The sequence below is a fragment of the Klebsiella sp. C349492 genome (genome assembly GCF_042055345.1).
GTDB classification, from domain to species: domain Bacteria; phylum Pseudomonadota; class Gammaproteobacteria; order Enterobacterales; family Enterobacteriaceae; genus Klebsiella; species Klebsiella scottii.
Window position 1 is genome coordinate 1,366,420 of the sequence record NZ_JANQCE010000001.1, and the last position, 13,532, is coordinate 1,379,951.

13 protein-coding genes are annotated in these 13,532 nt (G+C 58.4%); 4 read left to right on the forward strand and 9 right to left on the reverse strand.

Annotated elements, in window-relative coordinates:
- Positions 1–20: 20 nt before the first annotated feature.
- The 3 genes from chbC to osmE form a co-directional block, all read right to left on the reverse strand.
- Positions 21–1,379 carry a PTS N,N'-diacetylchitobiose transporter subunit IIC gene (gene chbC, locus NWP14_RS06425; protein WP_095096915.1) on the reverse strand — a complete coding sequence of 453 codons (1,359 nt, stop codon included), beginning with the start codon at positions 1,377–1,379 and terminating at the stop codon, positions 21–23.
- Positions 1,380–1,547: 168 nt separating this feature from the next.
- Positions 1,548–1,868: a PTS N,N'-diacetylchitobiose transporter subunit IIB gene (gene chbB / locus NWP14_RS06430; RefSeq protein ID WP_041145136.1), complete on the reverse strand. Its 321-nt coding sequence runs from the start codon at positions 1,866–1,868 to the stop codon at positions 1,548–1,550.
- A gap of 283 nt (positions 1,869–2,151) precedes the next feature.
- Positions 2,152–2,490 (reverse strand): osmotically-inducible lipoprotein OsmE, encoded by a 339-nt coding sequence (gene osmE / locus NWP14_RS06435; protein WP_041145135.1) that lies wholly within the window; start codon positions 2,488–2,490, stop codon positions 2,152–2,154.
- A gap of 278 nt (positions 2,491–2,768) precedes the next feature.
- On the opposite strand from osmE, the gene nadE reads away from it, so the two are divergent.
- Positions 2,769–3,593 (forward strand): ammonia-dependent NAD(+) synthetase, encoded by an 825-nt coding sequence (nadE, locus tag NWP14_RS06440; RefSeq protein WP_375215003.1) that lies wholly within the window; start codon positions 2,769–2,771, stop codon positions 3,591–3,593.
- A gap of 101 nt (positions 3,594–3,694) precedes the next feature.
- Complete coding sequence (cho, locus tag NWP14_RS06445) at positions 3,695–4,564, forward strand: excinuclease Cho (RefSeq protein WP_095096910.1); 870 nt, start codon at positions 3,695–3,697, stop codon at positions 4,562–4,564.
- Between the two features lie 88 nt (positions 4,565–4,652).
- Here cho and spy read toward each other — a convergent pair whose 3' ends face one another.
- The 6 genes from spy to NWP14_RS06475 all read right to left on the reverse strand — a co-directional run bounded on the left by spy (position 4,653) and on the right by NWP14_RS06475 (position 11,525).
- On the reverse strand, positions 4,653–5,135 hold the full coding sequence (gene spy / locus NWP14_RS06450; RefSeq protein ID WP_375215004.1) for an ATP-independent periplasmic protein-refolding chaperone Spy: 483 nt from the start codon (positions 5,133–5,135) through the stop codon (positions 4,653–4,655).
- 365 nt (positions 5,136–5,500) lie between these two features.
- Positions 5,501–6,466, reverse strand: a complete 966-nt coding sequence (gene astE, locus NWP14_RS06455; protein ID WP_375215005.1) for a succinylglutamate desuccinylase — start codon at positions 6,464–6,466, stop codon at positions 5,501–5,503.
- Positions 6,467–6,476: 10 nt separating this feature from the next.
- Positions 6,477–7,802, reverse strand: coding sequence for an N-succinylarginine dihydrolase (gene astB, locus NWP14_RS06460; protein ID WP_095096901.1), 1,326 nt, complete (start codon positions 7,800–7,802; stop codon positions 6,477–6,479).
- Positions 7,802–9,277, reverse strand: a complete 1,476-nt coding sequence (gene astD, locus NWP14_RS06465) for a succinylglutamate-semialdehyde dehydrogenase (RefSeq protein ID WP_375215006.1) — start codon at positions 9,275–9,277, stop codon at positions 7,802–7,804. The genes astB and astD overlap by 1 nt, the downstream gene beginning before the upstream one ends.
- Positions 9,274–10,308 (reverse strand): arginine N-succinyltransferase, encoded by a 1,035-nt coding sequence (gene astA, locus NWP14_RS06470; RefSeq protein WP_375215007.1) that lies wholly within the window; start codon positions 10,306–10,308, stop codon positions 9,274–9,276. The genes astD and astA overlap by 4 nt, the downstream gene beginning before the upstream one ends.
- Entirely contained in the window at positions 10,305–11,525 is a 1,221-nt protein-coding gene (locus NWP14_RS06475; RefSeq protein WP_375215008.1) for an aspartate aminotransferase family protein, read from the reverse strand. The genes astA and NWP14_RS06475 overlap by 4 nt, the downstream gene beginning before the upstream one ends.
- Positions 11,526–11,971: 446 nt before the next feature.
- On the opposite strand from NWP14_RS06475, the gene xthA reads away from it, so the two are divergent.
- Complete coding sequence (xthA, locus tag NWP14_RS06480) at positions 11,972–12,778, forward strand: exodeoxyribonuclease III (protein ID WP_375215009.1); 807 nt, start codon at positions 11,972–11,974, stop codon at positions 12,776–12,778.
- A gap of 255 nt (positions 12,779–13,033) precedes the next feature.
- Positions 13,034–13,444 carry a pyrimidine (deoxy)nucleoside triphosphate diphosphatase gene (locus tag NWP14_RS06485; RefSeq protein ID WP_095098102.1) on the forward strand — a complete coding sequence of 137 codons (411 nt, stop codon included), beginning with the start codon at positions 13,034–13,036 and terminating at the stop codon, positions 13,442–13,444.
- Positions 13,445–13,532 lie beyond the last annotated feature (88 nt).

A 13,532-nucleotide genomic window follows, 5' to 3' on the forward strand; every position in this document is an offset into this window, starting at 1 on the left:
AGCTCCCGTACCGCTCGACATCAGAATTTCAGTGCGTTAGCGATATCTTCTTCGCTCTCTTCCTGCTCGATGGTGCTTTGCGCTTTATTGGAAATCGCGACAAATGGCAGGTAGATCAGGGTCGAGACACCAAGGTTGAACAGCGCCACCAGCAGAGCAGCGACGCTGCCGTTACTGTTAAAGAAGGCGCCCAGACCGGTCGGCATAGTCCACGGGGCCAGGTTGGTCACCGGAGGAATAATCCCCATGCTGTAGGCCGCCAGGGTGATGGCTGCCAGAATCGGCTGCACCAGCACGAACGGGATAAACATCACCGGGTTCATGATAATGGGCAGGCCGAACAGAATCGGTTCGTTAATCTGGAAGATGCCTGACGGCAGCGCCAGCTTAGCAACCTGACGATGGTCGGCACGGCGCGAGCCGATAAAGATGGCGATAATCAGGCCCAGAGTCGCGCCGGAGCCGCCCAGCAGGATGTACGAATCGAGCATCGGCTTGGCCCAGAAGTGGAACTGTTTGCCCGCCTCAATGGCCGCTTCAACGGAACCATACTGGTTATACAGCGCAATGTTTTCCAACGCCCACGGGGTCATGATGCCGTTATCCAGCGCGGTCAGCGCCAGCGAACCGTGTACGCCAAAGAACCACAGCAGGGAGTTGAAAATAACGTACGCCCAGCCGACAACGCTGCCCATCGCCGCCAGCGGCGTGGAGATGGAGTCCATAATAATCTGGTGGAAGTTGCTACCATACGAGGCCAGCAGCCAGGAGACGATGCCGAAAACCGACAGGATCAGGAAGCCTGGGATCAGCGCCGAGAACGAACGCGATACCGATGACGGCACGCTGTCCGGCAGGGTAATGACCCAGTTGCGACGAATAACGAAGGTAAACAGTTCCGCCACCACCAGACCGATGATCATCCCCGAAATAATATTTTGCCCGCCCAGCCAGTTGGCGCCCACGGCGTAAGCATCGCCGACGCTATAGGGAGTGACGGTCATAAATGCTGCGACGGCTAACAGCCCGGCGGCCATCGGGTCGACCTTGCGCTCTTCCGCCAGCGCCGAGCCGATAAAGAACGGCGCCATCAGCGACATAATGCCTAAGGTACCGTTATAAACGTTACCGCCGATAGCTTTAAAGCTGTTTAAGGTTTCAATGGTTGAGGCATCCAGGCGGACCCCCATTGAATAGAAGAAAGAGCCTTCACCAAAGCTGAGAAAGACGTTGTTAATTAATACGAACATGGCCCCGGCGAGGGTCAACGGCATTAATTTAATAAAGCCGTTTTTAATCGCATTAATGTGCGGTTGCTTTCCTATTTTAACAGCAAAAGGAAGGAGTACCTTTTCAAGCGAGTCAATCACTTTACTCATAGTCAATACCCTTTAAAGCCGTAATTGTGCGATTACGGCATAATGATGAAATTACTCTTTGACGGGAAAATAAACTCTTTATTATTCGGGCGGCCAGCACGGCAGATATTTCATTAAGCCGAAAATTCGCTTCGCCAGCGACCCGAAAGGTCGAGTTTTAAAATTAAATTATTGTGCAGCAGCTTTCTTAATGGCCGCAACGGCCGCTTTCAAAACACCTAAACCATCAACTTTGCCGTACAGCGCAGAGTCGATCACTTCCACCGGCTTATTGGACAGCAGCCGCTGAATCTCGGGAAGCATATACGCAATCTGTGGGCCTAATAAAATAACGTCGGCTTCCGGCCCCTTCTCCCCGGCGAGGGTTTCAGGAAATGCTTCAATAATGACCGGCACTTCATATTTTTCAGCCTGGGCACGCATTTTGGATACCAGCAGCGAAGTGGACATTCCAGCCGAGCAAAACAGATAGATATGTTTCTTTTCCATGAACGCTTCCTCAATTTGTAGAACCTGGCGGCCTTCTGGCAGAATATTATGCCGAAGAGCCGGGTAAGGCATGTCACTGTTCAATTGATATTGTTTATGCATTGAGTATACGACATCGCCTGCCGCCTGGATAATTCCTGGTTAAACAAAATTGTCTCTCATTGACCTCACGTTTTGACTACCCTCACATTTCCCTCAAATAATTCGCGCAATTAAATAAGAATCAGCGCGCATAAAAAAACCCGACCAATGGTCGGGCCTTCGTAGGGCTCAGTATCAAATACTACTTGCTGTTGCGCGGGTCCGTATCGTATTCCGAGCAGGTCTGATAGCCAGAGTTCATTACGTGACCGGTCTCGTCGAGAGCGACGAAGTAGGTCTCCATTTTACCATCCCGTTGACCCAGGATGTATGTCTGACAGGTGCCGCGGGCGTGAATCATCGTCACTTCAGATGACGGTTTGCCCGCCACCTGCAGTACCTGGGAGCGCGACATCCCTTTTTTGACATCTTTAACAACCGGCTGTGTGAACTGGTCTGCAGTACGATCGTAGGCTGTACACCCAGCCAGCATGGTCAGTACTGCCGCTGCGCCCATAAGTCCTGCTAAATTCTTATTCATATTCCGTCCTCTTTTATTTGGCGTGTGAATAAGCCTGGAATAAATATCGTTACTTTTCAAGCCGAAGGTTGATTTAAGCTAAATTTCAGGCCGATAGGGCCAGATTCACCCGCCGCACAATGCATCCTGCGGGCCGCAGTACGTACCATAAAAAAATCGTATGTCATTGATTGCCTTCTTTTGCAGCACTCAAAACGACGATCCTTGTCGTTTCAACGGCAAAGAGGTAGCTTTAAGCCATGCTGGTTGCCAAACAGATTCACTTTCCGGAGGGCGCGATGACGCTACAACAAGAAATTATTCAGGCGCTGGGGGCCAGACCCCAGATCGATACAGACGGTGAGATTCGCCGCAGCGTAGATTTTTTGAAGTCCTATCTGCAAACCTATCCCTTTATTAAGTCGCTGGTTCTGGGCATCAGCGGCGGCCAGGATTCAACCCTGACCGGTAAACTGTGCCAGCAGGCGATCAATGAGCTGCGGGCGGAGGGCGACGACAGCCGCCAGTTTATCGCCGTCCGCCTGCCCTACGGCGCGCAGGCGGATGAGCAGGATTGTCAGGATGCCATCGCCTTTATTCAGCCGGATCGCGTGCTGACGGTAAATATTAAGGGTGCGGTGCTGGCCAGCGAGCAGGCGCTGCGGGAAGCCGGGATTGAACTCAGCGACTTTGTTCGCGGTAATGAAAAAGCGCGCGAGCGCATGAAGGCGCAGTACAGCATCGCCGGCATGACCCACGGCGTGGTGGTCGGCACCGACCACGCGGCGGAAGCGATCACCGGCTTCTTTACCAAATACGGCGACGGCGGCACCGATATCAACCCTATTTTCCGCCTTAACAAGCGTCAGGGTAAACAGCTGCTGGCGCGGCTGGGCTGTCCGGAGCATCTGTACAAGAAGCTGCCAACCGCCGATCTGGAAGATGACCGCCCCTCCCTGCCGGATGAAGCCGCGCTGGGCGTCACCTACGATAATATCGACGACTATCTGGAAGGGAAAACCCTCGACGAGAAAACGGCCAAAATTATTGAAGGCTGGTACCTGAAAACGGAACACAAACGTCAGCCGCCGATCACCGTCTTCGACGACTTCTGGAAGAAATAATCCTCTCCGCAGCCCCGGCACCCGCCGGGGTTATTTTTTGCTCTTTTCGCCCGCCCCCACGGACTGCTATACTGGTTATATAAACAGCATCAGGAGCCATTGTGGTCAGAAGGCAATCCGCCCCGCGTCTGGAGTTTGAAGCGGCGGCAATTTATACATATCCCGAACATCTGCGTCCCTGGCTGGCGTCTCTGCCCAGCCTGCCGGGCGTCTATCTGTTTCACGGCGAAAGCGACACCCTGCCGCTGTATATCGGTAAAAGCGTCAATATTCGCAGCCGGGTGCTATCGCATCTGCGCACGCCGGATGAAGCCGCCATGCTGCGCCAGGCGCGGCGCATTAGCTGGCATCGTACCGCGGGCGAACTCGGCGCGCTGCTGCTCGAAGCGCAGCTTATTAAGGAGCAGCAGCCGCTGTTCAATAAGCGGCTACGGCGCACTAAACAGCTCTGCTCGCTGCTGCTGAGCGACTCCCGCCCGCAGGTGGTGTATGCCCGTGAGCTGGACTTTTCCCGCCAGGAGCATCTGCACGGCCTGTTCGCGAACCGCCGAGCCGCTTTGCAGGCGCTGACCAACCTCGCTGATGAACATCAGCTCTGCTACGGCCTGCTGGGGCTGGAACCGCTAAGCCGCGGCCGGGCCTGTTTTCGTTCGGCGCTGGGACGCTGCGCCGGCGCCTGCTGCGGTAAAGAGAGCGTCGAGGCCCATAACGCCCGGCTGCACGCCAGTATGGCGCAGCTGCAGCTGGTGTGCTGGCCCTGGCCAGGCCCGGTTGCGCTGGAAGAGACCGGGCCTGATATGACCCGCTATCACGTGATTCATAACTGGCTGTGGCTGGGGGCGGTCGAGACGCTAGCGCAGGCGCAAACGCTGACGCAGCTGCCGGCGGGCTTCGATCATGATGGCTACAAAATTCTCTGCAAGCCGCTGCTGCGCGGCGATTTTACGCTACATCCGCTCGGGTCAGCGTGATAAGAGGACGAAAAAAAACCGCCGGTCCTGCCCAAAGCCTGACGGCGTATGTTGGGCAGAACCGGCGGTCTTCATTCCGCGGGCTGAATTACTCAGCAGATGGAGGCATTTTACCTTCCGGCGCTTTACGATCTGTCAGATGCTTCTCAAAATTAGCATTGAACTGTTTTTTCTGTTCCGGCGTCAGAATGTTGTAAATCTTGTTCTGGGTTTCGATACGGGAGAGCGCCATATCTCTATGCTGCGCTTCCATCTTGTCGATTTGCGCTTCCGCTTTCGCCTTATCGAAGGTATCGCTGGCAATTAGCTCATGCATCGCGCGGCGCTCGTCGAGGGAAGGACGCTTCATATTTTCGCGCTGGCTTTTCATGATGTCGCGGATCTGCTGTTTTTGCGCATCGGTCAGGTTCAGGCCTTTAAACATCATATCGTGCTGGCCGCCGGGCATCCCTTTATGGTGCATCATTGGCTTGCTGTCGGTCGGGGTCGCGGTGGTATCCGCGGCGTGAGCAAGGTTAGCAGCACCCAGGGCCAGAGTAGAGGCAACAAACAGAGCAGTAATCTTCTTCATATTCAGTCCTTACTTTAAGTTATTCTCACGGCCTGGTGCCGTGTTGACGAGATAAACTTTACGACGTTTATCGTCAATTAGTCAGAGCAAGCGTAAAACAATGAAAGTGTAAAAAACATTTTCTCACCAATTGTGGAGAAAATAAGGAAAATGAGGAGGTAATTGCAACTAAAAATATTTAATAAGCTGTTTTATAAAGAAATAATGGAGATTATAAAGCAGCAGAGATTAAAAACAAAGCGGTTAGCCAGGAATAATCTGTAATCAAACGTCGGGGCACGAAAAAATAAGATTATACGATCCGGTTCACGGTGAAAATTTACGCCGCCGCCGCCGCCGCGGACGGGCAGCGGGCGTATTTATGTTCAGGACAACCGCTCCAGCATCAGCCCGGCCCGCAGGCCCAGCGCGACAGAAGGGTTTGGGAACAGGACATACTCCAGGGCCTTTTCCACCACGTAGCGGGTCTCACCATCTTCCGCCAGCAGCGTCCCGGCGCTAAACGGCGTAAAGTTGAGCGTCTGCGCCGGCATATGCAGCTGAAAATGTTCGCTGCCGCGGGTGATCTGCTGGACCACCCGATAACGCAGCGCTTCGTGCCCCTCTTCTACCGCCAGATCGCCGACCAGTAAGTGCATCAGCGCGCGCAGGGTGACGGCAAACCGCTCCAGCTCATTCGCGCCAAACGGCAGCGCCTTGCCCAGCTCAAGGGTGCAGGAGAGCGCCGCAAAGCGGTCGCTGCTGAAGTGGGTAAACGTGCCCGCCGGCTGCTGATGAAATACCAGCGCCTCCAGCCCTGCCGCGCCCAGCCAGCTCAGAAAACCGTCATCCCACGGAGTCTGTCGCGCCGGAAGCACCCCAAAGCGGAGGTGATGCGATCCGCGGATCGCGGTATGTAAATCAAGATGCCAGCGGGCGCCGCCAGCGTCGGCATAAAACCGCGTCAGCACCGTTTCCAGCCGCCGCGCCCGCCTCGTTTCATCGCTGGCGGGAAAGTCCTGCCAGCGTCCGCTGAACATACGGTTCATATCGCTGGCGAGGTAGCGCCTGTCGGCCCGCAGCGCCGGAGGGTTGCCCAACACCACCAGCAGCCGCCAGCGTAGCGGCAGCTCGCCGCTGAACAGCTGCCGCAGCAGAATATCGATCATCTCAACCGGCGCGGTTTCATTGCCGTGGAGCCCGGCGGAGAGCACCAGCGCCCGCTCGCAGCGCGCGTGCGGCGTGAGCTGTAAAATACCGCAGTCCAGCCAGTGCCAGCGGAAGTGCGCCGTTTCGCCGTGAAAATGGTGGGGCAAACGCCCCGCCAGGGTTAATGCCAGAAAGTCGTCCACTGCGTCTCCTTTATTGCTGGAACGGATAAACTGAACCGAGCTGCAAAATCTGCGTCAGTTGGTCAAGGGCCTCGCGCCCTTCGCTCAGCAGCTGCGGGTCAGCCAGATCCGCCTGCGTCAGACGATCGCGGTAGTAGCGCTCGACCCAGTCATTGAGCGCGATGAACAGGCGATCGTTCATCAGCACCGCCGGGTTAACCGCCCGCAGCTCGTCTTCCGTTAGCACCACCCGCAGGCGCAGGCAGGCCGGGCCGCCGCCGTTGGCCATGCTCTCCCGCAGATCGTAGACCTGCAGCTCGTCGATGGGGTTGTCCTGCTCCAGCAGCCGGTTCAGATAGCGCCAGACGCCGGCGTGCTCCTGCGCCTCCTGGGGCAAAATAAGCCGCATCGCCCCGCCGGGCTTGCTCAACAGCTGGCTGTTAAACAGGTAGGTCGCCACCGCCTCTTCGACCTTCACGGCGCTCGTCGGCACCACGACCGGCGTAAATCCGGCCACCAGCCCGGCCAGCTGGCGCAGCAGCTGGGGCTGACCGACAAACGCTTCTTCATGGCAAAACAGCACCTGCTGATTGCTCACCGCAATGACATCGTTATGAAAAACGCCTTTATCGATCACCGCCGGGTTTTGCCGGGCGAAGATAATCTGCCGCGGGTTGACCTGATTCAGCCGGGCGACGGCCTGGCTGGCCTCCAGCGCCTGACGCGCCGGATAGCGCACCGGCAGGCCGTCTCCCCCCTGCTCGCGGCCATAGACAAACAGCTGCAGGCCGGGCGCGCCGTACTCGCCGCCGAGCCGGTTATGGTTCGCCGCCCCTTCGTCGCCAAACAGCGCCACCTGCGGGAGCGCCGGATGCACGGCAAACCGCCGTTCGTCCGGGAAAATGGCGCGCAATAGCGCCTCGGTGGTCGGCGCCTCGCTGGCGCGGTGGAATTTGTCGTTCAGATTGGCAACGGTCAGATGCACTCTGCCATCCAGCGAATCGGCGGAGGGCGACACCGTCGCCGCGTTCGCCACCCACATTGAAGAAGCGGAGCTGACCGCGGACAGCAGGTCCGGCGCCTGCCGCGCGGCACGTTCCACCACCTGCGGATCGCTGCCGGTAAAGCCGAGCTGGCGCAGAAGCGCGACGTTCGGCCGCTCCTGCGGCGGGATCACCGCCTGCCGGTAGCCCGCGTCCGCCAGCGCCTTCATTTTTTTTAACCCTTGCTTCGCCGCCAGCTGCGGGTTCGATACCCGATAGCGATGCTTCGTCGACGCCTCGTTGCCAAATGAAAGCCCGGCGTAGTGGTGCGTCAGGCCGGGCAGGCCGTCAAAATTAACTTCCCACGCGTTCATCAGGCCGATCCTTGCCGGAAGTCGAGGCCCGGGCTGAGGGTTTCCGGCAGCGTCAGATCCGGCGATTCGAGGCTGGCCATCGGCCAGGCGCAATAATCCGCCGCGTACCAGGCGCCGGGACGATGGTTGCCGGAGGCGCCGGTGCCGCCAAACGGTGCGGTGCTGGCGGCGCCGGTCAGCGGTTTGTTCCAGTTGACGATCCCGGCCCGCGCTTCCAGCAGCAGCCGATCAAACTTCTCGCGCTCGGCAGAAACCAGCCCGCACGATAATCCAAAACGCGTGGCGTTCGCCAGCGCGATCGCCTGCTCAAATTCGTCATAGCGCCAGACGCACAGCAGCGGACCGAAGACCTCCTCATCTTTAACCTCGGCGACATCGGTAAGCTCGACGATCCCCGGGGTCAGCAACGAGGTTCCGGCCTCCAGCAGCCGCGGCTCCAGCAGCGTTCTGCCGCCGTTGGCGACATGCTGCAGCCAGGCCTGATGGACCTTCTGCGCCGCCTGCGGGGAAATTAAACCACCGAGGAACGGCTGGGGTTCAGCGTTCCACGCGCCGGGAACGAGCCGCTGCGCGACGGCCACCAGCCGGGCCAGAAACGCATCCCCGACCTCGCCGCGCTTCACCAGCAGACGGCGGGCGCAGGTACAGCGCTGGCCGGCGGTAATAAAGGCCGACTGGATGGTCAGATGCACGGCGGCATCAATATCCCGCGGCTCGTCAACGATCAGCGGGTTGTTGCCGCCCATTTCGAGCGCGAGGATCTTCTCCGGCTGCCCGGCCAGCTGGCGATGCAGCTGAAAGCCGGTAGCGGAGCTGCCGGTGAACAGCAGCCCGTCGATATCCGGCTGACCGCTCAGCGCTTCGCCGGTTTCGCGCCCGCCCTGCAGCAGGTTCAGTACGCCCGGCGGCAGGCCCGCTTCGGCCCACAGCTTAACTACCGCCTCACCGCTTTGCGGGGTCAGCTCGCTCGGTTTAAACACCACCGTATTCCCCGCCAGCAGCGCCGGAACGATATGGCCGTTCGGCAGATGGCCGGGGAAATTGTACGGGCCAAATACCGCCAGCACGCCGTGCGGCCGATGGCGCAGCGTCGCCGAACCGTCGCCCATGACGGTTTGCGCCTCGCCGGTACGGCTGTGGTAGGCTTTTAGCGAAATGGTAATTTTATTGATCATCGCGCCAACTTCCGTCGCCGCCTCCCAGCGCGGTTTGCCGGTTTCTTCGGCAATGATGGCCGTCAGCTGCGCTTTGTTGGCCTCCAGCAGGGCGGCAAACTTTTCGGCGATCGCCTGCCGGGCGCGAAACGGCTCTTTGGCCCAGGCCGGAAACGCGCGCCGGGCGGCCTCAACCGCCTGCGCAACCTGCCCGACGTCGGCATCATTGCCCTGCCATAGCTGTTCTCCACTCACCGGGTTCCTTTTACTGCGTGCCGGGCCGCGCCCGGTTTGCCAGTCGCCGTTAATCCATAGACTCATGACTTTTTCTCCTCAGGGATCAGGCGCACCATGCGGATACGGTCACCGGGGTGACATTTGAGGGCATCCAGCTCGCGGGCGCTCAGCAGCAGACGATCGCTATCGGGGTCGGCATGCACCAGCATCGCGCGAAACTGCTGATACTGCTCGTTGGCGACCAGGCACAGCGGCCACTCGCCCGGCGCCGGCTGTCCTTCAGCCACGGCGACCAGCCGACTTTTGCGAATCGCCCGCACCCGGTCAATATCGCACTCGAGGGTTGGGCCGCCGTCGAAAATATCGACATAGTTAAGATAGCGGAACCCCTCTTTCTCCAGCACCGCCCGGGCAGGGGCGGTTTGCGGATGCACCTCGCCAATGACCGCCCGCGCTTCATCGGATAAAAAGTCGATATAGAGCGGATGCTTCGGCATCAACGCGGCAATAAACGCCTTTTGTCCGGTGCCGCACAGATAGTCAGCGCGGGCAAACTCCATCGCAAAGAAGCGCTTGCCCAGGCTTTCCCAGAATGGCGAGTAGCCGCTGTCGTCGATGACTCCGCGCATCTCCGCCACCACTTTTTCGTTAAAGCGTTCGCGGAAGGCGGCCATGAACATAAAGCGCGATTTAGACAGCAGATAGCCGTTGCCTTCTTTACGCCACGCCGGGTCAAGAAACAGCGTGCACAGCTCGCTGCTGCCGGTGTGGTCATTGCTGAGAAACAGGGTCGGCAGCGCGTTATAGACGTTCAGCTCTTTCGAGGCGTGCACCTGCGTGCCGACGCGATAGTTGTACCAGGGATCGTTCAGCCCCACCGCCACCTCGACGGCGCAGATCCCCACAACCTTCCCGCTGGCCGTATCCTCCAGCACGAAGACATAGCCCTGCTCGCTTTTCGGCAGCTCGCCGCGCCAGGTTTTTTGCGAACGATCGATACGCGCCGCCAGCGTCGCTTCATCGGCCGGCAGCGACGTCAGGCCGCCGCCGGTTACCCCCGCAAGCGCCAGCAGGCCCGCCAAATCGCCCTGTTCCACCGGACGGATAACCATCATGATGACGCTCCCGCGAGAAAGTGGTGGCAGGCCAGCTCAAAGCGATCCAGACCCGCGTTAACCTCTTCCTCACTCACTATCAGCGCTGGCGCAAAGCGAACCACGCTCGCGCCGGCAATCAGGATCATCAGCCCATCCTCCGCCGCCTGGGTGCTGATGGCTTTTGCCTTCCCGGCGTACTCATCCTTCAGCACGCAGCCAATCAGCAGTCCGAGGCCGCGGGTCTCTTTGAACAGGCCATAGCGGGCGTTAATCGCCCCCAGCCGCTCGCTGAACCACTGGTGGCGCTGCTTAACGCCGTTCAAAACCGCCGGCGTATTGATAATGGAGAGCACCTCTCCTGCGACGGCGCAGGCCAGCGGGTTGCCGCCGTAGGTCGTGCCGTGGGTACCGACGGTCATCACGCTGGCGCATTTTTCGCTGGCCAGCAGCGCGCCAATCGGGAAGCCGCCGCCCAGCGCTTTGGCGGTCGACAGCACGTCCGGCGTCACGCCATAGTGCATGTAGGCATAGAGTTCGCCGGTGCGCCCGACGCCGGTTTGCACCTCATCGAAAATCAGCAGCGCATTATGGGCGTCGCACAGCTCGCGCAGACCACGCAGGAAAGCCGGGTCTGCCGGCACCACGCCGCCTTCGCCCTGCATCGGCTCGACGATGACCGCGCAGGTATCGTCGTCAATCAGCGCGCGGGCGGAGTCAAGATCGTTATAGACCGCGTGCTGGATCTGCGGAGGCAGCGGCGCAAAGTCTGCGGAATAGGCCGGCTGCCCGCCGGCGGAAACGGTAAACAGCGTCCGCCCGTGGAACGCATTTTTGAACGCCACGATGCCGCTTTTCTGGCTGCCGTAGCGATCGTGAGCGTATTTGCGCGCCAGCTTCAGCGCCGCTTCGTTGGCCTCAGCGCCGGAGTTGCAGAAAAAGACCCGATCGGCAAAGGTGGCGTCGATAAGCTGTTTCGCCAGCCGCAGCGCCGGCTCGTTGGTATAGCCGTTGCCGGTATGCCAGAACTTGCCGGCCTGCTCCGTCAGCGCGTTAACCAGACGAGGATGGGCATGCCCGAGCGCGTTCACCGCGATACCGCCGGCAAAATCGATATACTCTTTCCCCTGCTGATCCCACAGGCGTGAGCCCTCGCCGCGTACCGGAATAAACGCCGCCGGCGCGTAAACCGGCATCATCCATTGATCAAAGTTGCTACGCGTAATTGACTGAGACATATCGACCTCTTCCGGTAAATAAAAAGTATGCATAATGTTAAATATTATGAGTTATTACGCTGTAAATGTAGATTGCACGCATCGTGCCAGCCAGAGGAGAAAATGCATAAATTGAAGTTGATCGCGGAATATCAATAGCTTACAAAACTAAAATATTCACATTAAATGCATAAATAGTGAATAACAATCCGATTTACGGTGATGAACAGTGAATAAAATAGATAGTTTATTCATCGGTAAGATATAATTCTGTATTTGTGATCCTCTACGAAATTTATCGTAGATATTCGCCCTTTTTTGGCGCGCGGCGCGCCAGAATGGTGCAGGATTTAGCCATTCGCCGCCGTATTCCCGGCGTTGTGGACAATAAAATGCCTTCCGGCAGCCAGCCTGCCGAATTTCTGCTAACATCCCTGCACTATTCACCTTGCACAGTGGCAGCGACTATGAAATTTGTCTCTTTTAATATCAACGGCCTGCGTGCGCGCCCGCATCAGCTGGCCGCCATCGTCGACAAGCATCAGCCTGACGTCATTGGCCTACAGGAAACCAAAGTTCACGATGATATGTTCCCTCTCGAAGAGGTGGCAAAGCTCGGCTACAACGTGTTCTACCACGGGCAGAAAGGTCACTACGGCGTCGCCCTGCTGACCAAAGAAACGCCGGTTAGCGTGCGCCGCGGTTTCCCGGGCGATGATGAAGAGGCCCAGCGCCGCATCATCATGGCGGAAATCCCTTGCGCATCCGGTAACGTGATGGTGATCAACGGCTACTTCCCCCAGGGCGAGAGCCGCGATCACGCGACAAAATTCCCCGCCAAGGCAGCGTTTTACCAGAACCTGCAAAACTACCTCGATACTGAGCTGAAAAAGGACAATCCGGTGCTGATTATGGGCGATATGAACATCAGCCCGACGGATCTCGATATCGGCATCGGCGAAGAGAACCGCAAGCGCTGGCTGCGCACCGGTAAGTGCTCGTTCCTGCCGGAAGAGCGCGAGTGGATGGAGCGCCTGCTGGATTGGGGTCTGGTCGATACCTGGCGTCACGCCAACCCGGAAAACAACGAGCAGTTCTCATGGTTCGACTATCGCTCCAAGGGCTTCGATGATAATCGCGGTCTGCGTATCGATCTGCTGCTGGCAAGCACGCCGCTGGCGCAGCGCTGCATAGAAACCGGAATTGATTACGAAATCCGCGGCATGGAAAAACCTTCCGATCACGCGCCGGTCTGGGCTACCTTTAAGCCGTAACCCCCGCAGCCCCAACTCTCCGGCCGCGGCTGGCCGGAGAATCTGATTATCCTGAGCAAAATCAACAAAGCGGCGCCCCCGGCAATCTGCCCGGTGTCGCGTTATATATTATCGCCACGCGGTACCGGGCGCCGTTCTGGTGGCAGCGATCCCAGGGCGGTCGGGCACGGCATATCTCCAGCGGGCTAAGGGGTTGTCTGGTCGGCGCAAAGGCGGTGATAATAGGCCATTATTCCGTACAGAACGATGATTCAGATGCTAAAAACCATTGATGTTGTCGCCGCCATTATTGAGCAGGATGGCAATATTCTGCTTGCACAGCGTCCGCCGCACGCTGACCAGCCGGGAATGTGGGAGTTTGCCGGCGGAAAGGTGGAATCCGGCGAGAGCCAGGCGCAGGCGCTGACCCGCGAACTGCAGGAGGAGCTTGGCATCACCGCCCTTCCCGCCCGCTACATCGCCAGCCACCAGCGGGAGGTCTCCGGGCGGCTGATTCATCTCCACGCCTGGTGGGTGCCCAGCTTTAGCGGTACCCCAACCGCGCACTATCACAGCCAGCTGCGCTGGTGCTCGCCGCAGGAAGCCTTAACCTTCAACCTCGCGCCGGCGGATATCCCCCTGCTGGAAGCCTTTATCGCCCGTAGCGCCGCCGACCTTCCCCGCTGACCCCTCCGCTGCCGTCATCATCGTTTTTAGTTATGACAGCCGGCGGATTATAAATTTTGCTGTCAGGATAACTTTTCCTTGCTTGCCT

Coding starts and splice junctions, on each gene's coding strand:
- chbC (WP_095096915.1), bottom strand. CDS start 1,379: ATGAGTAAAGTGATTGACTCGCTTGAAAAGGTACTCCTTCCTTTTGCT.
- chbB (WP_041145136.1), bottom strand. CDS start 1,868: ATGGAAAAGAAACATATCTATCTGTTTTGCTCGGCTGGAATGTCCACT.
- osmE (WP_041145135.1), bottom strand. CDS start 2,490: ATGAATAAGAATTTAGCAGGACTTATGGGCGCAGCGGCAGTACTGACC.
- nadE (WP_375215003.1), top strand. CDS start 2,769: ATGACGCTACAACAAGAAATTATTCAGGCGCTGGGGGCCAGACCCCAG.
- spy (WP_375215004.1), bottom strand. CDS start 5,135: ATGAAGAAGATTACTGCTCTGTTTGTTGCCTCTACTCTGGCCCTGGGT.
- astB (WP_095096901.1), bottom strand. CDS start 7,802: ATGAACGCGTGGGAAGTTAATTTTGACGGCCTGCCCGGCCTGACGCAC.
- astD (WP_375215006.1), bottom strand. CDS start 9,277: ATGAGTCTATGGATTAACGGCGACTGGCAAACCGGGCGCGGCCCGGCA.
- astA (WP_375215007.1), bottom strand. CDS start 10,308: ATGATGGTTATCCGTCCGGTGGAACAGGGCGATTTGGCGGGCCTGCTG.
- NWP14_RS06475 (WP_375215008.1), bottom strand. CDS start 11,525: ATGTCTCAGTCAATTACGCGTAGCAACTTTGATCAATGGATGATGCCG.
- xthA (WP_375215009.1), top strand. CDS start 11,972: ATGAAATTTGTCTCTTTTAATATCAACGGCCTGCGTGCGCGCCCGCAT.
- NWP14_RS06485 (WP_095098102.1), top strand. CDS start 13,034: ATGCTAAAAACCATTGATGTTGTCGCCGCCATTATTGAGCAGGATGGC.